At 62.5% G+C, this 22908-nt stretch carries 24 protein-coding genes; 20 read left to right on the forward strand and 4 right to left on the reverse strand.

Annotated elements, in window-relative coordinates; genetic code table 11:
• The first annotated feature begins 92 nt into the window (after nt 1-92).
• The 10 genes from K7H91_RS08015 (at nt 93) to K7H91_RS08060 (ending at nt 10743) form a co-directional block, all read left to right on the forward strand.
• Nucleotides 93-1376 carry an RsmB/NOP family class I SAM-dependent RNA methyltransferase gene (locus K7H91_RS08015; RefSeq protein WP_230719704.1) on the forward strand — a complete coding sequence of 428 codons (1284 nt, stop codon included), beginning with the start codon at nt 93-95 and terminating at the stop codon, nt 1374-1376.
• A 141-nt stretch (nt 1377-1517) separates the two neighbouring features.
• Nucleotides 1518-2801 carry an imelysin family protein gene (locus tag K7H91_RS08020; protein ID WP_419197453.1) on the forward strand — a complete coding sequence of 428 codons (1284 nt, stop codon included), beginning with the start codon at nt 1518-1520 and terminating at the stop codon, nt 2799-2801.
• A gap of 338 nt (nt 2802-3139) precedes the next feature.
• Nucleotides 3140-4648 carry a di-heme oxidoredictase family protein gene (locus tag K7H91_RS08025; RefSeq protein WP_230719705.1) on the forward strand — a complete coding sequence of 503 codons (1509 nt, stop codon included), beginning with the start codon at nt 3140-3142 and terminating at the stop codon, nt 4646-4648.
• Nucleotides 4645-5718, forward strand: coding sequence for an imelysin family protein (locus tag K7H91_RS08030; RefSeq protein ID WP_230719706.1), 1074 nt, complete (start codon nt 4645-4647; stop codon nt 5716-5718). The genes K7H91_RS08025 and K7H91_RS08030 overlap by 4 nt, the downstream gene beginning before the upstream one ends.
• 1 nt (nt 5719) lies before the next feature.
• Complete coding sequence (locus tag K7H91_RS08035) at nt 5720-6808, forward strand: DUF1513 domain-containing protein (protein WP_230719707.1); 1089 nt, start codon at nt 5720-5722, stop codon at nt 6806-6808.
• Nucleotides 6809-6827: 19 nt separating this feature from the next.
• Nucleotides 6828-7286, forward strand: a complete 459-nt coding sequence (locus K7H91_RS08040) for a TspO/MBR family protein (RefSeq protein WP_230719708.1) — start codon at nt 6828-6830, stop codon at nt 7284-7286.
• A 136-nt stretch (nt 7287-7422) separates the two neighbouring features.
• A complete protein-coding gene (locus tag K7H91_RS08045; protein WP_085986550.1) occupies nt 7423-7806 on the forward strand; it encodes a PaaI family thioesterase in 384 nt (127 codons plus the stop codon).
• Complete coding sequence (locus tag K7H91_RS08050) at nt 7806-8438, forward strand: 5'-methylthioadenosine/S-adenosylhomocysteine nucleosidase (RefSeq protein ID WP_230719709.1); 633 nt, start codon at nt 7806-7808, stop codon at nt 8436-8438. The genes K7H91_RS08045 and K7H91_RS08050 overlap by 1 nt, the downstream gene beginning before the upstream one ends.
• Nucleotides 8439-8477: 39 nt before the next feature.
• The gene (gene guaA / locus K7H91_RS08055) at nt 8478-10043 is read left to right on the forward strand and encodes a glutamine-hydrolyzing GMP synthase (protein ID WP_230719710.1); all 1566 of its coding nucleotides are present in this window, start codon (nt 8478-8480) and stop codon (nt 10041-10043) included.
• A gap of 4 nt (nt 10044-10047) precedes the next feature.
• Nucleotides 10048-10743 carry a TIGR02391 family protein gene (locus K7H91_RS08060; protein ID WP_230719711.1) on the forward strand — a complete coding sequence of 232 codons (696 nt, stop codon included), beginning with the start codon at nt 10048-10050 and terminating at the stop codon, nt 10741-10743.
• 188 nt (nt 10744-10931) lie between these two features.
• On the opposite strand, the gene K7H91_RS08065 is transcribed toward K7H91_RS08060, so the two are convergent.
• The 3 genes from K7H91_RS08065 to K7H91_RS08075 all read right to left on the reverse strand — a co-directional run bounded on the left by K7H91_RS08065 (nt 10932) and on the right by K7H91_RS08075 (nt 13399).
• Nucleotides 10932-11231, reverse strand: coding sequence for a putative quinol monooxygenase (locus K7H91_RS08065; RefSeq protein ID WP_230719712.1), 300 nt, complete (start codon nt 11229-11231; stop codon nt 10932-10934).
• A 15-nt stretch (nt 11232-11246) separates the two neighbouring features.
• Nucleotides 11247-12263, reverse strand: a complete 1017-nt coding sequence (locus tag K7H91_RS08070) for an NADP-dependent oxidoreductase (protein WP_230719713.1) — start codon at nt 12261-12263, stop codon at nt 11247-11249.
• Between the two features lie 215 nt (nt 12264-12478).
• Entirely contained in the window at nt 12479-13399 is a 921-nt protein-coding gene (locus tag K7H91_RS08075; protein ID WP_230719714.1) for an AraC family transcriptional regulator, read from the reverse strand.
• Between the two features lie 131 nt (nt 13400-13530).
• Between K7H91_RS08075 and K7H91_RS08080 the strand changes: the two genes are divergently transcribed.
• From K7H91_RS08080 to K7H91_RS08095, 4 genes are all read left to right on the forward strand, one after another.
• Entirely contained in the window at nt 13531-13875 is a 345-nt protein-coding gene (locus K7H91_RS08080) for a hypothetical protein (RefSeq protein ID WP_230719715.1), read from the forward strand.
• A gap of 58 nt (nt 13876-13933) precedes the next feature.
• Nucleotides 13934-14488 carry an NADP-dependent oxidoreductase gene (locus K7H91_RS08085; RefSeq protein ID WP_230719716.1) on the forward strand — a complete coding sequence of 185 codons (555 nt, stop codon included), beginning with the start codon at nt 13934-13936 and terminating at the stop codon, nt 14486-14488.
• Between the two features lie 3 nt (nt 14489-14491).
• Nucleotides 14492-14869, forward strand: a complete 378-nt coding sequence (locus K7H91_RS08090; protein ID WP_269066106.1) for a zinc-binding dehydrogenase — start codon at nt 14492-14494, stop codon at nt 14867-14869.
• A gap of 137 nt (nt 14870-15006) precedes the next feature.
• Nucleotides 15007-15585, forward strand: coding sequence for a TetR/AcrR family transcriptional regulator (locus K7H91_RS08095; protein ID WP_230719717.1), 579 nt, complete (start codon nt 15007-15009; stop codon nt 15583-15585).
• A 26-nt stretch (nt 15586-15611) separates the two neighbouring features.
• On the opposite strand, the gene K7H91_RS08100 is transcribed toward K7H91_RS08095, so the two are convergent.
• Nucleotides 15612-16226 carry a TetR/AcrR family transcriptional regulator gene (locus K7H91_RS08100; protein ID WP_230719718.1) on the reverse strand — a complete coding sequence of 205 codons (615 nt, stop codon included), beginning with the start codon at nt 16224-16226 and terminating at the stop codon, nt 15612-15614.
• Nucleotides 16227-16365: 139 nt separating this feature from the next.
• Between K7H91_RS08100 and K7H91_RS08105 the strand changes: the two genes are divergently transcribed.
• The 6 genes from K7H91_RS08105 to K7H91_RS08130 all read left to right on the forward strand — a co-directional run bounded on the left by K7H91_RS08105 (nt 16366) and on the right by K7H91_RS08130 (nt 22903).
• Nucleotides 16366-17244, forward strand: a complete 879-nt coding sequence (locus tag K7H91_RS08105; protein WP_230719719.1) for an SDR family oxidoreductase — start codon at nt 16366-16368, stop codon at nt 17242-17244.
• 49 nt (nt 17245-17293) lie between these two features.
• A complete protein-coding gene (locus tag K7H91_RS08110) occupies nt 17294-18247 on the forward strand; it encodes an alpha/beta hydrolase family protein (RefSeq protein ID WP_230719720.1) in 954 nt (317 codons plus the stop codon).
• 191 nt (nt 18248-18438) lie between these two features.
• Nucleotides 18439-19110: a response regulator transcription factor gene (locus tag K7H91_RS08115; protein ID WP_230719721.1), complete on the forward strand. Its 672-nt coding sequence runs from the start codon at nt 18439-18441 to the stop codon at nt 19108-19110.
• Complete coding sequence (locus tag K7H91_RS08120) at nt 19110-20486, forward strand: sensor histidine kinase (protein ID WP_230719722.1); 1377 nt, start codon at nt 19110-19112, stop codon at nt 20484-20486. Before K7H91_RS08115 ends, K7H91_RS08120 begins: the two co-directional genes overlap by 1 nt.
• A 382-nt stretch (nt 20487-20868) precedes the next feature.
• Nucleotides 20869-21585, forward strand: a complete 717-nt coding sequence (locus K7H91_RS08125) for a GntR family transcriptional regulator (RefSeq protein ID WP_230719723.1) — start codon at nt 20869-20871, stop codon at nt 21583-21585.
• Between the two features lie 16 nt (nt 21586-21601).
• Nucleotides 21602-22903: an NAD(P)/FAD-dependent oxidoreductase gene (locus K7H91_RS08130; RefSeq protein ID WP_330165997.1), complete on the forward strand. Its 1302-nt coding sequence runs from the start codon at nt 21602-21604 to the stop codon at nt 22901-22903.
• Nucleotides 22904-22908: the final 5 nt, after the last annotated feature.

Consider the following 22908-nt stretch of genomic DNA (forward strand, 5'->3'; position numbering starts at 1 on the left):
GAGGGGCAAAGCATTCCGCCAGCGCTGCGGCAAAGCGCGGCTGAGCGTAGGAGCGCGCCGCATAGCGTCCACACAATCCCGGAGTATAATTGATGCGCATTGGCGGACGCCTTCAGGGCGCGATCGAGGTTCTTTCCGAGGTGGAGGAGCGCAAGCGTCCCATCGCCAACGCGCTGAAGGACTGGGGCACGGCGCATCGGTTTGCCGGTTCCGGCGACCGGGCGGCGATCGGCAATATCGTCTATGACGCGCTCAGGCTGAAGCTGTCGCACGCCTTTCTGATGGATGACGACAGCCCGGCGGCGCTCGCCCATGCCGTGCTTTATCGGCAATGGGGTTTTACCCCGGAAAGCCTTGCCGAAAAGCTTGACGGCGACAAGTTCGCGCCGGAGCCGCTTTCCGAGCGCGCGCTTGCCGCCTTTGCCAGCTGCAACCTTGCGGATGCCCCGGATCATGTCCGCGCCGACCTGCCGGAATGGATCCTCCCGGCGTTCAAGGAAAATTTCGGCGATGACTGGTTGGCCGAGGCCGAAGCGCTGAACCGCCGCCCCTCGCTCGATCTGCGCGTCAACACGCTGAAGGCCGAGCGCGAGAAGGTGAAGAAGGCGCTGGCGCGGGCAGGGGCAGACCTGACCGCGATCGCGCCCTGCGGTTTGCGGATTCCGCCCGGAAGCGGCGGCGACAGGCTGCCCAATGTCACCGCCGAACTCGCCTTCCAGAAGGGCTGGTTCGAGGTGCAGGACGAGGGTTCGCAGATCGTGGCCCGGCTGGTGGACGCCCATGCCGGTCAGCAGGTGCTGGATTATTGCGCCGGCGGCGGCGGCAAGACGCTGGCGCTTTCCGCCGACATGGACAATGCCGGCCAGGTGCACGCCTATGATGCCGATAGAACGCGGCTCGCGCCGATCATCGAGCGTCTGCGTCGCGCCGGCACCCGCAATGTGCAGGTCCATGACGATGCCGCCGCGCTGGAGGGACTGAGCTTCGATCGCGTGCTGATCGATGCGCCCTGCACGGGTACCGGCACATGGCGCCGCCGGCCCGATATCAAATGGCGGCTGTCGGAAAAGAACCTCGAGGAGCGCATGGCCCAGCAGGACGCGGTGCTGGCCGCGGCCTCCCGTTTCGTCAAGCCCGGCGGATTGCTGGTCTATGTCACCTGCTCGCTGCTTCCGGCCGAAAACCAGGCCCGGATCGCGGGTTTTCTCGAAGGGCGGGCCGATTTCGAAGCCCTCGATATCGCGACGCTCTGGCAGGCGCGCTTCCCGTCATCACCAAAGCAGCCGCATTTCACCGAGGGGCGGTTCGCGACGCTGACGCCGGCTGCAACCGGGACCGACGGCTTCTTCTGCGCGGTGCTGCGTAAACAAGGCTGAACAGGCTGAAAATTGACGATGCGCAAGCCAGTGTGCAGCGCTGATGCGGCGCGCGATTTTCTATAACTGGATTATTTGACACAAGTTTCTTTTTCCTTCATGTAGGCAGCACTCACAGTGTCATTGAAGGAGAGGGACCCCATGATGCACACGATCCGTACGCGCGCCCTTCTGGCGGGCTTTGCCGCCTCGACCATGCTCGCAGCCCCGGCTTTTGCCGCTGACGTCACGCCCGAGGCCGTGGTCAAGCACTATGCCGATGTCGCCCTTGCGAAATACCAGGATTCGTTGACGACGGCGAAGGCGCTGGACGAGGCCATTCAGGCCTTTGTTGAAAACCCGAGCGAAGAAACCCAGAATGCCGCCAAGGAAGCCTGGATCGCGGCGCGCATTCCCTACCAGCTCACTGAAGTCTACCGTTTCGGCAACCCGACCGTCGATGACTGGGAAGGCAAGGTCAATGCATGGCCGCTGGATGAAGGCCTGATCGACTATGTCGACGCCTCCTACGGCATGGAAAGCGACGAAAATTCGCTCTACACCGCCAATGTCATCGCCAATCCCGAGATCAAGATCAACGGCGAGACGGTCGACGCGACCGAGATCACGCCCGATCTGCTCGCCAACACGCTGCATGAAGCCGGCGAGATCGAGGCCAATGTCGCCACCGGCTATCACGCCATCGAATTCCTGCTCTGGGGCCAGGATCTGAACGGCACGGATGCCGGCGCGGGCCAGCGCTCCTACACTGATTATCTTTCCGGCGATGATTGCACCAACGGCAATTGCGACCGCCGCGCGGCCTATCTCACGGCAGCCTCCGAACTGCTGATTTCCGACCTTGAAGACATTGTCGCGGCCTGGGAACAGGGCGGCGAGGCCCACAGCTACGTCACCGAAGACCCGACCACCGGCATTGCCGCGATCCTGACGGGCATGGGCTCGCTCTCCTATGGCGAGCTTGCCGGCGAGCGCATGAAGCTCGGTCTGCTGCTGCACGATCCGGAGGAAGAGCATGATTGCTTCTCCGACAACACCCATGCCTCGCACCTGAACGACGCGATCGGCATTCTTCAGGCCTATACCGGCGACTACACCCGCGTCGACGGCACGGAAATGACCGGCGCTTCGGTCTCCGATCTGGTCGCGGCCAAGGACCCGGCGCTGGACGAGGAGCTGAAGGCGAAGCTGCTTGCGACCGTTGCGGCGATGGAGGCGATGGCCACCCGCGCGGAAACCGTCGAGGCCTACGACCAGATGATCGGCGAAGGCAATGACGAGGGCAACGCCGTGGTTCAGGCCGCAATCGACGGCCTGATCGACCAGACGCCGTCCATCGAACGCGCGATCGCGTCGCTGGATCTCGGCCAGATCGAATTGGAAGGCTCCGACAGCCTTGACGCGCCGGAGGCGGTGTTCCAGTAGGAGCGGGTTTGAGGGTGCGTACACGCTGCATGTGGCAGAAGCGCGCACCCCTCGCCTTGGCGTCGTCCTCGGGCTTGACCCGAGGATCTAACCACGTTTGATGCGACAGGCGTCTCGGTTCCGGGAATGCGGGCGCCCTACGAGTTTCCGTTCGCGCCAGTCGCGCGGATGGGTGCTTGGATCCTCGGGTCAAGCCCGAGGATGACGCCGAGGAGGAGGCGAAGCCGAGCGGAAAGCGAGCGCCGGTCCGTCGAAAACGGGTGCGCGGCTTGCATGAAATGAACAAAAAGGACGGCCGGAACGACCGTGATGGCATGATGAAACGGCATATTCCTGCAATGACGACAGCGGCTCTGGCCGCTTCTTTGTGTTTTACGACGACCTTCGCCGCCGACTGGACTCCGCCCGCCGAGCGCAGCGATCTTGACGCGAAGGACAAGGCCCGGGTCGAAAAGGTCACGCAGCCGACGGATGATTTTTCCAAGCCCGAAGCCTTCGAGATCATGCAGGGCGGCGCCGCCACCAGCACGGCGAGCGTCAACCGCGACAGTTTCTCGCATTCCTCCGCCAACATCACCTTCGCCGAGGAGGAAACCTTCAAGCTCGGCAATGCGCTGTTTCGCAAGTTCTGGGTGTCGTCGCCATCCTCGACCCAGGCGTCCGATGGGCTCGGGCCGTTGTTCAACGCCCGTTCCTGCCAGAGCTGCCATTTGAAGGATGGCCGCGGCCATCCGCCGGAAGGCGACAGCGACGCGACCTCGATGTTCCTGCGCCTCGCGCGCCCCGCCCGCACGCCGGAGGAGCAGGCGCGCATCGACAATTACGAGACCATCAATTTCCCCGACGCGGTCTATGGCGGCCAGCTTCAGGATTTCGCCGTTCCGGGCCTTTCCGCCGAAGGGCGGATGACGATCGATTACCGGGAAGAAGACGTCACACTCGGCGATGGCAGCACGGTTTCGCTGCGCCACCCGACCTATGGCGTTGCGGACCTTGCCTATGGCCCGCTTGGCGAGGATACCACGCTCTCGCCGCGCATTGCCAACCCGATGATCGGTCTCGGACTGGTGCAGGCGATCGAGCCTGCCGATATTCTAGCGCATGCCGACCCCGACGATGCCGATGGCGACGGGGTTTCGGGCCGTCCCAACATCGTCAGCGATACAGTGACCGGCGAGGTCAAGCTCGGCCGCTTCGGCTGGAAGGCGCAGAACGCGACGATCCACGATCAGTCCGTCGGCGCGATGAGCGGCGATATCGGCGTTTCCTCGCCGGATGCGCCGAACCCTTACGGCGATTGTTCCGAGGCGGAAACCGCGTGTCTGGCCATGCCCACCGGCGTGCAGCCGCGCCTTGGCGATACCGAGGCGCCCGATCCGGTGATGGAGCTTGTTACCTTCTATGCCGAAAACCTCGCCGTTCCCGCGCGCCGCGATGTCGATGATCCTGAAGTTCTGCGCGGCAAGCAGGTGTTCTACGAGGCCGGCTGCACCGCCTGCCACACGCCCAAATTCGTCACCAGCCGCGCGGCGGAAAACCCGGCGCACCGCTTCCAGCTGATCTGGCCCTATTCCGATTTCCTGCTGCACGACATGGGCGAGGGGCTTGCCGACGGCCAGCAGGTGGCGATGGCCGATGGACGCGAATGGCGCACGGCCCCGCTCTGGGGCACGGGGCTGACGGAAACGGTCAACGACCATTCCTTCTTCCTGCATGACGGCCGCGCCCGCAACCGCACCGAGGCGATCCTGTGGCATGGCGGTGAAGCGCAGACCGCGCGCGACAAATTCGCCAATGCCGCGAAAGAGGACCGCGACGCGCTGATCAAATTCCTGGAGTCGCTGTGAAACAGTTTATTGCCGCAACCCTCGTCATTCTTTCCGCCGGCAGCGCCGCCGCCATGAACCGGGACGCCGTGCCCGGCGTGCTGGAGCAGGCAGTGGATGGCTTCATCCGCCCCGGCTACCAGGATTTCGCAACCGCCACCGGGACATTGTCGGAGGCCGTCGAGGCGTTCTGCGCAGCGCCTGACGAGGCCACATATGAGGCCGCGACGACGGCTTTCGATGAGGCGGTCGCGGCATGGTCCGCGATCGAGATCGTGCGCACCGGCCCGGTGCTGGAGGATCACCGTTTCGAGCGCATCCTCTATTACCCGGACCGCAAGAGCATCGGCCTGAAACAGGTGCAGGCGGCGATCATCGAAGAGGATGAAACCGCGCTCGATCCCGACTATCTGCCGCAGAAAAGCGTGGCGATGCAGGGCCTGCTGGCGCTCGAATTCGTGCTGTTCGGCACGCAATATGAGACCATGTTCGAGGCCCCCGATACTTATCGCTGCCGCTATGGCGAGGCGATCGCGACGAACATGGATCGCGTCGCCGGCGAACTGACGGCCGCCTGGGAGGCCGAGGATGGCGTCGCCGATGCCTGGAAACATCCCGGCCCCGACAATCCGCTGTTTCGCACCGATGACGAGGCGCTGACCGCGCTGCTCGGCATTCTGGTTCACGGCGCGGAGACGGTGCGCGACCAGCGCATCGAATATTTCTACCGAGGCGAGGACGGGCCGAATTTCGCCACCCGCGCGATCTACTGGCGCTCGCAAAACACATGGCCCTCGGTGCTCGCCAATCTCGATGCGCTGCAGGCGCTTTTGAACGAGGCCGGCATGGAGGATCTGCTGGATGAGGATGTCCGCTCGATCGTGTCCTCGATCAACTTCCTGTTCTCCTCGCTCGACGGCGTGGTCGAGGGCATGGCCCCCGATATCGAGGTTGTCCTGAACGATCCGGATCAACGGGCGAAACTCGATTACATCATCCTGAACCTCAAGGACGTCATCCTGCGGCTGAACGACAATTACGGCGGGGCGATCGGTCTCGGCGCCGGTTTCTCCTTCTCCGACGGAGACTGACATGCCTGCCCGCTCGGCCCTGATCGACCGCCGCAGTTTCGTGAAGGCCGCGGGCAGCCTGTTCCTGGCCGGGCTTTCCGCGCCCGCCGCTTTCGCTTTGGAGCGCGCCGATGCGGTCTATGCAACGGGCATCAGAACGCCGGATGGCCGGTTCGCCCTGGCGCTGATGGGCGAGGACGGCGCGTTCATCTCGCAGATCGCGCTGCCGGACCGGATCCACGGTCTCACCGTTTCGCCGGCGACGGACGCGGTGGCGGCCTTTGCCCGCAGGCCCGGCACCTTCATTCTGGTGCTGTCGCCATCGGGCGGCGAGACGATCGTCAATGCCGTCCCCGACCGGCATTTCTACGGGCATGGCGCATTCTCGCCGGATGGCCGGTTTCTCTATGCCAGCGAGAACGACTTTGAAAACCGGCGCGGCGTGATCGGCATCTATGATGCCAGGCAGGACTATATCCGGATCGGCGAATATCCGACCTATGGCATCGGCCCGCACGATCTCTCCGTGACCCCCGATGGCCGTTTTCTGATCGCCGCCAATGGCGGGATCGAAACCCATCCCGATTTCGGCCGCACCAAGCTGAACCTCGATCACATGGAACCGTCGCTGGCGCTGATCGATGCAGCCAACGGGGCGCTCGTCGAGAAACACGCGCTGCCCGCAAGCCTCAGCCAGCTTTCGGCCCGGCACCTGGCGCTGGGCGCGGAAGGCCGCATCTGGTTTGCCTGCCAGTTCGAGGGGCCGCGCAACGAGACGCCGCCGCTGGTCGGCCATATCGCCCCCGGCGCGGCGCTTTCCTTCACGCCACTGCCGGAGGATGTCACGATCGGGCTCGGCAATTATGTCGGCGCGATCGCCGCCAACCCGCGCGACGGGCTGATCGGACTGACCTCGCCCAAGGGGCTGGTGGTGACGCTGGAGGAGGCGACCGGCCGGGTGATCTCGACCGGAAAGCTCGAAAACGCCGCCGGCATAGCCGACGCCGCGCATGGCTTCGCCGTAGGCACCTATGACGGCCTGTTCGCCGGCGCGCGCCATGATGTCGCATTCGATCAGCATGCGGTGCGCCTCATTGGCAATTCGGTCTAGCAACGCTATCTATCCGCTCATGAACAACAGCAAAGCCATTCACGCGCTCTTTATCGTCGTCGTCCTTGCGGCCGGTCTCTTGGCCGGCTTCCTCAACATGCCGGGCGAATGGTATGCGTCGCTCGCCAAGCCGCCCTTCAACCCGCCGGACTGGCTGTTCGGCCCCGTCTGGACGGTGCTCTATGTCTTCATCGGCTGGGCGGGCGCCCGCAGCTTCCTGCGGCGGCAGGAAAATGGCCGGGCCTTCGGCCTCTGGGTGGTGCAGTTCGTGCTGAACATCGCCTGGATGCCGGTCTTCTTTGGCCTGCAGATGATGGTCCCGGCGCTGATCATCATATTGGTGCTGCTGCTCGCCATCCTCGCCTTCATCGGCGCCACGCGCCATACCGATCGCCTCTCGGCCACCCTGTTCGCCCCCTACGCCCTCTGGGTCGCCTTCGCCACGCTACTTAACGCCGCGCTGATTTACCTCAACTGAGCTTGCCGGAACCGCCGCGGCGTGGCAGGTTTGCCCCATTGGCAAGGCGGTTTCCGGTAAAGGCAAAGCATTGGCAGAATTCGAACATGGCGATTTTCACGCGCGGATCGTGAACAGTTTTGCAAGCCAGGGCGCGATGGAGATGCTTGGCGCGGAGTTGACCCGCATCAGCCACGGGGTCGTCGAGATCGAGCTGCCCTTCGATGCCAAACTGACGCAGCAGCACGGCATCCTCCATGCCGGCGTGATCGCGACCGGGCTTGAGACCGCCTGCACCTATGCCGCCTATACCATGATCGATACCGACGCCTCGCTGCTGACCATCGAGTTCAAGGTCAATCTGATGTCGCCGGGCAGGGGCGGTCGGTTCCTGTTTCGCGGCGAGGTCACCAAGCCCGGCACCAACATCATCGTCACTGATGGTCGCGGTTACGCGATCGGCGATGGCCCCGCCAAACTGATCGCCTCGATGTCCGGCACATGCATGGTTCTGCGCGACCGGGAAGGCTTTGAAGGCTGATGCGGGTCGAACTGATCGCTGGCAAAAACGTGCTGTTCGTCATGGCCGCTTCGGCCGAATATGGCGACAGGCTGAAGGCGCGGATCGCGCCGCTGATGACCGGCATCGGCCCGGTGGAGGCGGCGGTGCGGCTGACCAGGACGCTTGCCATGCTGGAACACGCCGACGCCGCGCCCGATCTGGTGGTGTCGCTCGGCTCGGCTGGCTCGGCCACGCTGGAGCAGACCGAAATCTATCAGGCCTCCTCGGTCTCCTATCGCGACATGGATGCCTCGCCGCTCGGTTTCGAAAAAGGCCGCACGCCGTTCCTCGACCTGCCGGCGGAGGTTACGCTGCCCTTCACTATTCCCGGCCTGCCGCTGGCGCGGCTTTCCACCGGCGGCAATATCGTCTCGGGCGCCGCCTATGATGCCATCGACGCCGATATGGTGGACATGGAAACCTTCGCGCTGCTGCGCGCCTGCCATGTTTTCAACCTGCCGCTCGTCGCCCTGCGCGGGATTTCCGATGGCAAGGCGGAACTGAAGCATGTCGATGACTGGACGCAATATCTGCACATAATCGATGAAAAACTGGCTGCCGCCATCGATCGGCTGGAAACCGCCATTGAAACGGGCGCGATTCCCCTATAAGGCCGGTTTTTAGCTTTCACCGACAGGAAGGCCGCAGCCGTGACCCCAGAAATTTCCCATCCCGATTCCGTCCTGATCATCGATTTCGGCAGTCAGGTAACGCAGCTGATCGCGCGGCGCGTGCGCGAAACCGGCGTCTATTGCGAGATCGTTCCGTTCCAGAAGGCGGAGGAAGGGTTCGAACGGCTGCAGCCGAAGGGCGTGATCTTCTCCGGCGGTCCGGATTCGGTGACGCGGGACGGCTCGCCGCGCGCGCCGCAGGCCGTGTTCGACAGCGGGGTGCCGATTCTGGCGATCTGCTACGGCCAGCAGACCATGTGCGTCCAGCTCGGCGGCGCGGTGGAAGGTGGTCACGCTGCGGAATTCGGCCGGGCCGATGTCGAGATCCTGAAAGCCTCGCCGCTGTTCGAGGGCATCTGGGAAGTCGGGAAAAAGTATCCTGTGTGGATGAGCCATGGCGACCGTGTCACCCGCGCGCCCGAGGGCTTCGAGATCATCGGCGTTTCGCCGCACGCCCCGTTCGCGATCTGCGTGAACGAGGAAAAACGCTATTACACCACCATGTTCCACCCGGAAGTGGTGCATACGCCCGATGGCGGCAGGCTGCTCGCCAATTTCGTGCACAAGATCGTCGGGCTGAAATCCGACTGGTCGATGGCGGCCTACCGCGCCGAGATGGTGCAGAAGATCCGCGACCAGGTCGGCGACAGCAAGGTCATCTGCGCGCTTTCGGGCGGCGTGGACAGTTCCGTTGCCGCGCTCCTGATCCACGAGGCCGTCGGCGACCAGCTTACCTGCATCCTCGTTGACCACGGGTTGATGCGCAAGAACGAGGCCAATGAAGTGGTCGCGATGTTCCGCGAGCACTACAATCTGCATCTCATTCACGTCGATGCGGTCGACAAGTTCGTCGGCGAGCTCGAAGGCGTCGCCGATCCGGAAACCAAGCGCAAGATCATCGGGCGCCTGTTCATCGAGACCTTCGAGGAAGAGGCCAAAAAACTCGGCGGCGCCGATTTCCTGGGGCAGGGTACGCTCTATCCGGATGTCATCGAAAGCGTCTCCTTCTCCGGCGGTCCCTCGGTCACCATTAAGTCGCACCATAATGTCGGCGGCCTGCCCGAGCGGATGAACATGCAGCTCGTGGAACCGCTGCGCGAACTCTTCAAGGACGAGGTCCGCGTGCTCGGCAAGGAGCTCGGTCTGCCCGACAGCTTCATCGGCCGCCACCCCTTCCCGGGACCGGGCCTTGCGATCCGCTGCCCCGGCGGCGTGACCAAGGAAAAGCTCGACATCCTGCGCGAGGCCGACGCCATCTATCTCGACGAGATCCGCAAGAACGGTCTCTACGACGTCATCTGGCAGGCCTTCGCGGTGCTGCTGCCGGTCCAGACCGTCGGCGTCATGGGCGATGGCCGCACCTATGAATATGTCTGCGCGCTGCGCGCCGTCACCTCGGTCGACGGCATGACGGCCGATTTTTACCACTACGACATGAACTTTCTCGGCAAGGCCGCCACCCGCATCATCAACGAAGTCCGCGGCATCAACCGCGTCGTCTACGACGTCACCTCGAAGCCGCCGGGCACGATCGAGTGGGAATGAAACTATGTCTCGACGCATAATAGAGGGGTCTTACGCCAGATTGCTCGGCTTAAGGAATAGCGCGCCGATAGGTCAGCCTTATGTGTCTCGAGATTTCGGCGAAGATTATTTGTTGATCTTGCGTTCCTTGCGGGAGCATGTTGACGACGAATTTACCGGATTTGATTTCTCTATCGGTTGTTATTTCAACAAGGATGCAAATGGTTCAACTTATTCTCGGGATTCATTTCTATCGAAGGTAAATCAGTTAATCACCTATCTGGAGATGGTTCATCGTGCGTCGAGCAGAATCGTCGAAGTCGGAAGCGTTTACAACCTAATATCTGATCAAGAACTGAAGTCACGTTGTTCTGATTTGCTGTCCGCGACGGATCATTTTGATCGGGTTATCAACCAAGCAACACAGGTCCTTGAAGAGAGGATCAGATTAAAAGTTCCTGCGCTTGCAACTGAGATTGGTACTGGGTTAGTTAACAAAGCAATCAAGTCTGACCCTACTCTCTCGCCGATAAAGTTTTCAAATAGTGCAAGCGAGCAAGAGGGATACGCCGCCATCCTCCGTGGTTTAGTTGGTGCATTTCGCAATCCTAGCCATCATCGCTTTTTAACCGAAGTCTCTAGGGAGCAAGCGCTTCAAATTTGTGCGTTTATTGACAACATGCTGAGTGCCTTGGATCAGGCTGAGATCTCAAACCCTTAGCTGGATATTCCCTGCCACTGAAAAGAAGGGGGAGGAGCTTCCGATCAAGGAGGCCAAGAGCTTCGGTTAGTTTGGCGGAAAGTGACTGGTCAACGCTCCCATGGTCGACACCTGACGCGCGACCTGGCGACGCTCACGCCGCCGTCGGCTCATGATGCGATGTACAGGCCCGGCCCGGAGTCGGCGATTCAACTGAATCTTGGCAGATCCTCCATCACCGCGTAGGTTTGAAGGTCGCCTTTCATCCGGTCCCCCCAGGTCTTCAGGAACGCCAGCGTTTCCGCCCTTGCGAGATGGGCCGTCAGCGCTTCCCTGTCCCGCCAGCGCTCGGCGACCAGGAAGCGTCCCGTTGGCCTGTCATCCAGGGTGATGCCGTAGAACAGACAGCCCTCTTCGGCCTTTGTGCCGAGACTGATCGCCTGAACGTCGCGGACGAATGCGTCGATGTCCGGCGGGTCGATGTGGATGTACCCCATGAGTATGAGCATGGCATGTCCTCCCGTTCACAAGCCGACCGTCAGCACGATCTTTCCCTGGATATGACCCTTAGCGGCCCGTTCATGCGCCTGTCGGGCATTGGCAAGCGGATAGGTGCTGTCGATGACCACGCGGATCGTCCCGTCATCGAGCAGGCGGGCCAGTTCCGTCAGTTGCGCTCCGCTGGAACGGACCTGGGTCGCGGACACGGTGATGCTCCGTTTTTCGGCCTCCCCGGTATCCGCAAAGCCCAGTGGATAGACCGGAAACAAGGCGCCTCCACGCTTCAGAGTCTGGAGAAAACGACCCGTTGTCGGACCACCCACCGCATCGACGACGAGATCAAGGTCGCGAGCCACGTCCTCGGGCGGCGTTTTGGTGTAGTCGATGAATTCGTCGGCGCCGAGGTCGCGCAGGATTGTTTCATGTTTGCCTGAGGCGACTGCTATGACCCGCGCGCCCTTCAGCTTCGCCACCTGCACCGCGAAATGCCCGACGCCGCCCGCGGCCCCGTTCACCAGCACGGTCTTGCCCTGAAGCGGAACCGGCTGATGCGGGCTGGCTTGCAGCGGGTTCGGTTCGCTGTGCCCAAGCGCCACCATGAACTGCCAGGCAGTGAGCAGCGACATGGGGGCGGCGGCGGCATGAATGTGATCGATGCCGGCGGGCTTCTTCGCAAGCTCGGACGCCGGCACGCTGACATATTCCGCATAGGCCTTGCTTTCCCCGACGCTGAAAAACCGCACCATGGAATAGACTTCATCGCCGGCGGAAAAGCCTTCAATATCCTCGGCGACCGCCTCGACAACCCCCGAGATATCGGTGCCCAGAATGATGGGAAAATCCACCTGCGGCCGCCATTCCGGTGGAAGCGCCCTGTAGCCGTCGCGCAGATACCAGTCGGGAGGATTGATGCCGATGGCGTGGACGCGCACCAGGACCTCGCCCGGCTGAAGCGCGGGTTTCGGCGCATCTTCGTATTGCAGAACGTCCGGGCTGCCAAAGGCGTGGATCCGGACGGCTTTCATTGTTTCATTCGACATGGCTTTGTCCTTTCAAGGCAAAAGTGCCACAAATGGAGCGCTGCCCCGAATTATATGGAGCGACGCCCCGTTTAAACGGCGCGCCGCTCCATTTGTCAAGCGTTATCGTGAAATCAGACGGCCGAAAGAACGACGACCGCGTCCTCACTGTCGCCCGCGATCCTGTTTCCGGGGAGGGTGTCGACACGCCTCGCGACGCATCTACAACGACGGCGCTACGCGAGGAAACGCGCGGCGCCATTCTGCCCCGACGAACGTGCGTGACGGCGGGGCGTCGTGCCCGTCACGCGTTTGAAGGCGGTTCTGAACGCGCTTTCCGATTCATAGCCGAGGGCATGGGCAATCGCACCGATGGGTTCGCCATGCTCCAGGCGGCGTTCGGCGAGGCGCATTCGCCAGCGCGTGAGATATTCGATCGGGCTTTCACCGACCAACCGCCGAAACCGCGCCGCAAAGCTGGCGCGCGACATGCCGGCCTCAGTGGCGAGCGTTTCCACCGTCCAGCGCCACGACGGCTCCCGATGGATCGCCTTGATGGCCGCCCCCACGCGCTGGTCCGACAACGCGAACAGCCAGCCGGTACCCTTGTTCTCGTTGAGATAGAGACGGAGCGCCTGGATGAAGATCATCGAGGCGAGTTGCTGTGCGATGAGGATGCCGCCCGGCTCGAGATCGGTCATTTCCTGCCGCATCCGCTCGAAGGCCCAGCGCAGCGTCTCAACCTCGCCGCGCAAATGGACGATTGGCGGTAGCATGCCGAGCAAAATCTCCGCTTGAGGCCCCGCAAGCGCAAAATGGCCGCCGAGTACGGTCACGCCTGCGCCGCCATTGAGCTGCACCAGCGTGCCTTCTTCGGCGCCGAGAAAGTGCTGGCGCCAATCGTCCGGCGGCAGGTTCAGGTCGCTGGCGATCTGAAACGGCTGGCCGCGCGGCAGCATGAAGCAATCGCCCTTCTGCAGAAACACAGGCGCGCCCCCGCCTTCCACGGCGATCCAGCACGCGCCTGCGGTGACGGCGTAGCATTTGACGGCCTCATGGGCGTCAAAGCCGATCGACCAACTGCCGCCGGCCTCGAAGCCGCCCACGAGATAGCTTCGCAGTCGAAGGAAGGAGATGATATCGGACAGCGGATCCATTCTGGATGATCTCCAACAAAAGCAGGATTCTGGCGCATAGTTCGTCTGAAGTCGACGGCCTATGATGCTTTCGCGGTTCAGCGAACACTTGCGCAGGGAGATCGGCTTTGACCTTTGGGATATTGGCGCTCGTGATGACGTTCGCCTGTTGCGCTCTCGGTATCCGATTTGTCTTTTTCGGCGGGAGCGTGCTCAAGGAGTGGGGGCTCGAAAGCACGGCCGGAGCGCTCATTCTGTTTCGCCGGATGGGCCTGATGTATCTTGGCCTCGCCCTGATGTTCTTCCTTGGCAGGACGGCCGCCCCTTCGGAAATCCGCTCAGCGGTGTGTCTGGTCATCGGCGGAACGGCCCTGCTGCTGGCGGGTCTGGGCGTGTTCGAATTTTCGGCGCGGCGTGCCGGCGCGGGCATCTTTCGTTCGGTCGTCGCGGAAGCGATTCTTGGGGCCGCCTTCCTCTGGGTTTGGTGGGCGGGATGATGTTGGATTTCACGCTGCCAACTGGTTTCAAGCTTGAGAAAATTGACGAGAACCCATCATGAAGCGCATCCAGTATTTCAAGTATGGCAAGCCGGAAGAGCTTTCACTCGCCGATGTGGATCAGCCGCAACCCGGACGCGGCCAGATTCTGGTCCGCGTCAAGGCCGCATCCGTCAACCCGATGGACTGGAAGATCCGGCGCGGCGAAATGAAAATGCTGTCCGGTTCGCGCTTTCCGCGCGGCCTGGGCCACGACTTTTCCGGTGTGGTCGATGCCGTCGGACCCGATGTCGAGCGATTCAAGCTGGGCGACGAGGTTTTCGGCGCCGCCTCGATCCGGCAAGCCGGCGCTTTCGCGGAATATGTCGTAGCGGACACAAAGACTGTTGCGCTGAAACCATCGAATCTCACGTTCGAGCAGGCGGCGACCCTGACGGTTGTCGGTTCAGCAGCCTGGGTCGGCCTCATCGCAAAGGCGAAATTGAGAGCCGGTCAGTCCGTTCTTATTAACGGGTGTCTGGGCAGCGTGGGACGGTCGGCGGTGCAGATCGCACGCATGCAAGGGGCAATCGTCACTGGCAGTTGTCGTGCGTCCGGGCGCGAGGAGGCTTAGGCGCTGGGCGTAAGCGAGGCGATTGACTACAACGCCTTCGATATCGGGGCCTATAAAGGTCGGTTCGATGTCATCTTCGATACTGCTGGCGCGCTGTCGCTGCGCCAGTGCGGCGCGATGCTCAAGAAGGGCGGCATGTCACTGCACATCGTGCCCACGCCCGCCAAGATGATCGGCTGCCTGCTTTCACCGCGTCATCACATCGTGATCGCCAATCCAACGCCCGAAAGCTTCGCGGGCATTTCCGAAGCGGCCGAGCAAGGCAGGCTCGCCCCGGTGATCGGTCGTGTCGTGCCGCTGTCGGAAGCGATCCCGGCGATCATTGAACTCGAGAAGACGGGCAACCCCAAGGGAAAGCTGGTGATTGCTCCCATGGAGTAGGATTGGAAAGGATGGGATACGCCAGTGGAAGCGTTCTACAGCCTTTCGGCACGGCTTTGTCCTCGCAAGGCAAGCGTGCTACAGCTGGAGCATTGCCCCGTTTAGGCGGGGTGGAGCTCCACCTGTTAAGTGACATCATGAGATCAGACGCCCGAAAGAATTACGATCACATCCTCGCTGTCGCCCGCGACCTTCTTTCCGGGGAGGGCGCCGATGCGTCGCTGCGTGACATTGCCCGCAAGGCGGGCGTTGGCGATGGAACGCTGCACCGCCACTTTCCCACGCGCGAGGCCCTGCTGGAGGCCTTGCTCCGCACGAGCTTCGATGCGTTGAGCGCGCGGGCGAGCGAGCTGGCGCAGTGCGAACGGGCCGACGAAGCGCTGTTGACATGGGTGCGCGAGGCGATTGCGGTGACGCACAGCTACAAGGGCGTTATCGCGCCGATGGTGGCCGCGATCGCCGACGAAAATTCCGCCCTGCATTCCTCATGCGTTGATCTGCGCCAGGCGGGGGCGGGGCTTCTGAAGCGGGCGCAGGCCAGCGGGCTGGCGCGGCAGGATATGGATGGCAATGATCTCTTCGCTTTGATCAGCGCCCTGGCCTGGCTTGCCGACCAGCCTCCGCTCGTCCCGCGGGCCGATCACCTGTTCGACATCATATCGGACGCCATTCTCTTGAGGCGGCCTGGCGGGGTCCCGGAAAACCAGCGCGTATAAGCTGCCTGAGAAGATTTGCCCGGCATCTAGTCGGGCTTATGGACAGGGCCCGCGGCGCCTTGCAGACCGGACGCGCGATAACGCAGCCCGTCAACCAGAAGCGCGACAAGCCGGCGCGCGGCTGCTGGATTTCCATCGCTTGACGGCATGCACAGGCTCGCGACCGCGCGCAGGAGATCATACGGATTTGCGTCGGGGCGTATTTCTCCGGCGGTGACGGCGGCATCGAGCAATCTTTGCAGCGCAGGCTCGAACCGGCTGTCGAAATAGGCCGGCAAGGCCTCGAATGCCGGATCGCCCGAATGGAGCGCGGCAGCCAGTCCGCGCTTGGCGACAATGAAGTCGACAAAGCGCTGCAACCAGCGTTCGAGCGCTTCTGCGGGAGGATGGTCTTGCGCGAGAGAGGCCGCGGCGTCCGCGCAGGCGTCGACCTCACTGCGAAACACCGCCGCAATCAGATCGGAGCGCTGCGGAAAGTTGCGGTAGATGGTCCCGACGCCGACACCAGCCTTTTCCGCGATCTCGCGCATCGGCGCCTCGACCCCCGATGTGGCGAACACGTCCCGTGCGGTGCGCACCAGTGTCTCGATATTGCGCTGCGCATCCGCGCGCACGCTCCGTTCCGACGATCTGCCAGCCATGGATTCCAGAAAATCTCCAATATACGCTTGTTAAGCGGAACAATGTTCCGTATATAGACGGAAGACTGTTCCGCTTAATACGCCGTCGGGCATCAAAAAGCCAGCAGAGAAACCAGGGGACTTATTCGAGGGATATGAAATGCGCATTTTTCTGACCGGCGCGACCGGTTTCATCGGTTCGGCGATCGTGCCTAACCTGCTCAACGACGACCACGAGGTGCTGGGACTTGCGCGGTCGGAACCGTCTGCCGAAGCCTTGCGACAAGCGGGTTGCGATGTCCTGCGTGGCGATCTGCGTGATCTGGAGAGCCTGCGCCGGGGCGTGGAGCAGGCGGACGCCGTCATTCACACGGCCTTCGATCATGATTTCTCCCGTATGGCGGAAAACTGCGAGATGGACCGCATCGCGATCGAGGCGATGGGCAGCGCCCTTGCCGGATCGAACAAGAGGTTCATCGTCACATCAGGCCTGCCGCCCTTGACGGGACGGGTTTCCACCGAGACCGATATCCTACCGGCTGGCGCTCACGGCATGCCACGGGTATCGGAGCAGGTGGCGATGGCTCTGACAGACAGCGGCGTCAGCGTGTCGGTGATCAGGATGCCGCAGGTCCACGACCGCAATCGGCAGGGATTTGCCTCCTATCTGATGGATCATGCGCGCAAAAAGGGTGTCTCGGCCTATGTCGGCGACGGACAAAACCGCTGGCCGGCGGTTCACCGGCTCGATGCCGCCCGGCTTTACGGTCTTGTCCTCGACAATGGTGTGAGTGGCGAACGCTTTCATGCGGTGAGCGAGGAAGGCGTTGCGGTCCGCGATGTCGCCGAAGCGATCGGCAAACGGCTGGATGTCCCGGTGATGTCACTTTCGGACGAAGATTCGGCTGGACACTTCGGCTGGCTCGATCGGATCGCGCGAATGGATGTCCCGGCATCCAGTGTCCTGACGAGGCAAAAGCTGAATTGGCAACCCATGCAGAAGGCCGGACTCATCCAGGACATTCTGGACTCGGTCTGAACGAAGGCCTGCCCCCTGAAACATCATCCCGCGAATGGAGACCAAGATCATGTCCGAACCAACCGTAAAACCGGACAGGCCGCCGGTACCGATGGCAACCCCGATCCTTTCCTTCAGTCCCGTGACCTTCGAGGTCCCGGGACGCCAGGCGGCGCTCGAAATGCGGGTCGTGGTCCCGGCGACGGGCGACAAACTGCCGGTGATCCTGCTGTCTCACGGCCACGGCTCGTCCAATTTCATCGCCTCGATGCGAGGCTATGGCCCGCTGGTCGACTTTTATGCCTCCCATGGCTTCGTGGTGATCATCCCAACGCACCAGAACTCCAAGACCCTCGGCCTCGATACGAACGGTCCCGAGGGGCCGCTGTTCTGGAAATCGCGCCCGAGGGATATGAGCTTCATCATCGATCATCTCGATGAGATCGAAACCGCCGTCCCCGGTCTTGCGGGACGTATCGACAGGACCCGCATCGCCGCGGTGGGGCATTCCCTGGGCGGGCACACCGTCGCCATGCTGGCCGGCATGCGCGTGAAGGATCCCGCAAATGGTGAAGACGTGGACCTCTCCGAGCCACGAATAAAGGCGGCCGTCCTGTTCTCGCCGCCGGGCAGTGGAAGCGGTGCATCCGCAACGATAGCCGAACGCTATCCGGCCCTGGTCAACAGCGACTTCAGCTTCATGACAACGCCTTGTCTGGTTGTGACGGGCGACAAGGACATCAACCCGATGTTTTCCGAACGTGCGGACTGGCGGGCCGATGCGTACCGGCTTGCTCCGGGCCCCAAATCACTCCTGACCGTGAGAGATGCCGGGCACATTTTCGGCGGCATATCGGGCTATGACGCGGCGGAAACATCGGACGAAAGCCCTGAACGCGTTGCCGTCATCCAGCGCATCACCTGGGCCTATCTCAGAACCGCGCTTTATCCGGGCGATCCGGCCTGGAGCACGATAAAGAGCGAAACTGAAACCGGATCAGAGGGGCGGATCGAGAGCAAATAGACAGGGATTTCAGAAGTCGATTTCCGGCGGCGGACGATTGCACCGCCGGAATGATCTGTATGTCATGAACCTGTCGTCCGGCACCAGCGTTCGGCCAAAGCGCCCCGCCGGAGCGGGCAGCCCTTTTATCCCCGTAATGCTGCTGCAATCTCGGCAGGCAAGGCTGCTGCATCTTAAAACCCGGAGAAGCGATGAGACTCCTGCTGATTGAAGATGAACGGGAGTTGGCAACTGCACTGTCGGCTGCGCTGAGCAGGCACGGCATTGTCATCGACCATGCCGTGTATCTTGCGGATGCATTTGAGCTTACACGTCAAAACACATACGACGCCATTCTGCTGGACCGGCGCTTGCCCGATGGCGAGGGCCTGACATTCATTCCGAAGCTGAGGCGGGCCGGGGTTGATACGCCCGTCATCGTGCTGACCGCAAGAAACGAACCGATGGAGCGCGTCGAGGGGCTGGACCTTGGCGCGGACGATTACCTCGGAAAGCCGTTTCTCGTCGAGGAACTGATGGCGCGGGTGCGCGCCCTGCTGCGGCGGCCGCCAACCCTGGAGGAACAGACTATCCGGGTGGGGCGATTGCACATCGATCCGCTGCATCTCGACGTCATGGCAGGCACCGTGCCGCTCGATCTTCCCCGGCGTGAACTTCTGGTCCTTCAGGCGCTCGCCAGACGGAAGGGAAAGACCGTTCTTCGCTCCACGCTCGAGGAGGCGGTCTACAATTACGAGGAGGAAATACAATCCAACGCTCTTGATGCCCATATTTCGAGGCTGCGAAAGCGGCTGGCGGATGCCGGTGCCGGGGTAACGATCCACAATATACGAGGCGTCGGTTATCTTCTGAGGGAAGAGTGATGCGGGCAGGACGCCAATCCAGTCCCTCGCTCAGATGGCGATTGAGCTGGCAACTCAGTCTCGTGATCACGGCTGTCATTGCCGTCGTCATCGTCGGGCTTTCCGTCTATGCCACGATGGTGCTTTCGCCGAATATCGCCATGGAGCAAGCGGTCAAATCCGCCGTGGCGGAGGCGATTGAGCGCGACCGTGAAGGCGATCTCGCGCTTAAAGATACGCCGGTCCTTCGATCGTTGATCGCGCGCAACGACGGGCTCTGGTTCGTGGCTGCCACAACCGACGGCGATTCCGTCTCCCATGGAACCGTCCCTGCAAACTATGCCGCCATCGCGCCGCTCGTGCATCTGTTTCATTCCGCGGATATTCGCGGGGCAAGCGGTGTGCGTGAAATCGCTTCGATCGAGGACGTCGAGACGCCGATCGGCGACGTCAGGATACTCTTTGGCGGTGCCGGCGGCAAAGGTTGGCCTGTTCTTGCGATCCTGGCGGAGGCCTATCCGATCTACCTCTCGCTGCTTGCAATTGCGCTGCCGGCCATCTTTCTCGCGGTTCCCCGCATCGTCGGGCATGCAATCGCGCGCGTCAGCGACGTCGCTGACATGGCGTCGCACATTGAACCCCACCGGCATGGGGACCGTCTTCCTGTCGCTGGCATTCCCAAGGAGGTTGCGCCTCTGGTCATAGCATTCAACGGCGCGCTCGACCGTATCGAGAATGAGTTCAGGAAACGCCAGCGTTTTTTGATCGACGCGGCGCATGAACTCAGAACGCCGATCGCGATCATGCAGACGCGCATCGAGGGCCTGTCCGAAGGGCCGGAGCGCCGGCGATTGCTGGATGATGTCGCGCGCCTGGCGGATATGGCGGAGCAGCTTCTCGATTTCGAGCGCGGCGGTCAGACGATCGATCTCAACGAAACGGTGGATCTCATCGATATCGCGCGTATAGCGGTAGCGGATCTCGCGCCGCTCGCCATCGCTGCGGGTTACGAGATATCGTTTCATGGCGGCGAAATGCCCGTCGAGCGCAAAGGCGACAGCGCCGCCCTGCGCCGCGCGATCGGAAATCTCATCCGCAACGCCATCGAGCACGGCGGCGGACATGGGACAATCACGGTTACAGCATTGGCGGGCGGCGAAATCAGCGTGAGCGATGAGGGGCCCGGCATTGCGGCGGATCATCTCGAACTGGTGTTCGAGCCTTTCTATCGCGTGGTTCCGAGCAGCCGCGGGGCAGGCCTCGGACTGAGCCTGGTAAAGCAAATCGTCGAGAGACATGGCGGGCATGTCAGCATCGAAAGCGGCTCCAGCGGCACCAAAGTGACAATGCGACTTACCACTACTTTGGCAGAAATATATTTTTTGGAATCCCCGTGACGCTGATTGCGTGATTCACGGGAGCCAGCTTTGACGGAGGCTGGCGATGGACGAGGACTGGCATGCGGATCTTGAGCGGTGGCTGGCGCCACCGCGCGATCGATTTCGACGCTTTTCTCGAAGTCGATCACATGAGCAGGCTCTCCCGCTATTATGGGCGACGAGGAAGCTCATTCAGTGCGGCGGGACCGGTAGAAAAGATGCCGCTGTCAGCCCACTAGACAGGCGCATTTTCTGAACACAAATTGTCGACAACTGGCCGGCGGCGACGTATGCTCAAAGCCCGGACGTCGCCGGCCTGGTCGGATCAAGCCGGCTGAGCGGATAGCATACAGCACCCGCGGGCTTGTGTTGAAGCCCGTGAACCAGAAAAGAGGCAGCGATGGCGGCAGCGGTAGAGGCGGGAAAAACGAAAACGCGCGGTTCCGGAACCCAGAAGGTCTACGAAACGCTGCGCCGCGAAATTCTGGCGATGGAGCTGACGCCGGGCAGCCCACTCGATGAGGTCAGGCTGTCGGAACGCTTCGGCATGTCGCGCACGCCGGTGCGCGAGGCGCTGCTCAGGCTTGCCAGCGACACGCTGGTGACCACGCTGCCCAACCGCAACACGATCGTTTCCGCCATCAACTTCGCCGACATGCCGCACTATTTCGAGGCCTTGACGCTGATGTACCGGATCAGCACCAGGGGCGCGGCCGCGCGCGCGCCGCATGCCCGGGCGATGATGGCGAGCATCCGCAGCCGACAGGACGAGTTCGTCGCCGCGGTGGAAGCGCAGGACGCCTTTGCGATGATCGAGGCCAATCGCGAGTTCCACGTCGCCATCGCCGAACTGGCCGGCAATGCCTACTACACCGGCTTCTTCTCCCGTCTGCTCGACGAGGGCCGTCGTATCCTCAGGCTCTATTATTCCACCTTCGAGGACCAGCTTCCGCGTCAATATGTGAACGAGCACGAGGATATTATCGCGGCGATCGAAGCCGGGGATGCCGAAAGGGCCGATCGGCTGGCCGTCGCCCATGCCGGGCAGATCGTGCGCCAGATCCAGGAATATCTGGCGCGGGAAGCCGATCAGGCGCGCGCGCTGTCGCTGGGGTGAGCCATGGTTCATGATTATGGCGCATTGCCGCCACCTGCCCGCACAACATGAGGACTTGATGAAAGACCAATCCGAAGCAGACGTCGTTGTGATCGGCGGCGGCATTATCGGCTGCATGGCCGCGCGCTACCTCATGGAGGCCGGTCGAAGGGTCACGATCCTGGAACGCAGCGCGATCGCGGCTGGCAGCAGCGCCGGCAATGCCGGCATTCTCGCCTTCCCCGAGATCGTCCCGATTCCCGCGCCGGGGGTCACCTGGAAGGCGCCTGGATGGTTGCTCGATCCGCTGGGACCGCTCACCATCCGTCCGGCCTATGCGGCACGGCTCGCGCCATGGTTCTGGCATTTCTGGCGGGCGAGCTCCAGGGCCGGTTTCGAGCGCGGGCTCAAGGTTCAGGCGGCGATGATGCGGCTGGCGGCCGCCGAATATGAAACGGTCCGCAAGGACGCGCGGCTGGCTTCCTTTATCGTCAATACCGGCACGCTCGACCTCTACGACAGCGAAAAGAGTTTTTCCGCCGCGGCGCCCGACTGGGCGAGAAAGCGCGAAGCCGGCTTCGATTTCCACCGCGTTGGCCGCGGCGAGATCGAGGCGCTTCAGCCCGGCCTCGCCCCTCAGTTCGAACATGCGATCTACAGCGAGGACGGGCTGCAGGTCTCCGATCCGGCCGGCTTTACTCGCGCGCTCGCCGAAAGCCTGCAGGAAGACGGCGCCACGATCACGATCGGTGAAGCCGCCGCCCTCGAACCGACCGACGCCGGTGCGCGCATCCGCCTTGCCGATGGAGGCGTCCTTGAGGCGCGCACCGTCGTGGTTGCCTGCGGTGCGTGGTCCAAGACGCTTGCGAAAAGCCTTGGCGAATCGGTGCCGCTCGACACCGAGCGCGGCTACAACACCACTTTGCCGGCGACCGCCTTTCCGCTGAAGCGCCAGCTTTACTTCAACGATCATTCCTTTGTCGTGACGCCGCTCTCGTCCGGCATCCGCGTCGGCGGCGCGGTGGAGTTCGGCGGCCTCGACCTGCCCGCCAATTTCAAACGCGCCGACATGCTGCTGAAGCTCGCAAAACGGTTCCTGCCCGGGCTTGAGACCGAGGGCGGCGAGCGGTGGATGGGGTTCCGCCCTTCCATGCCCGACTGCCTGCCGGTGATCGACCGGTCCAAGTCCGCGCCGAACGTGCTCTACGCCTTCGGACACGGCCATCTGGGATTGACCCAGTCTGCGGCGACCGGCCGGCTGATCGCGGAGCTGGCCGGCCAGCAGAAGCCGTCCGTAAACCTGGAACACCTGCGCGTCGACCGGTTCGCCGGCCGGTAGCGCTC

The organism is Martelella mediterranea, from assembly GCF_021021415.1.
Lineage (GTDB): Bacteria > Pseudomonadota > Alphaproteobacteria > Rhizobiales > Rhizobiaceae > Martelella > Martelella mediterranea_C.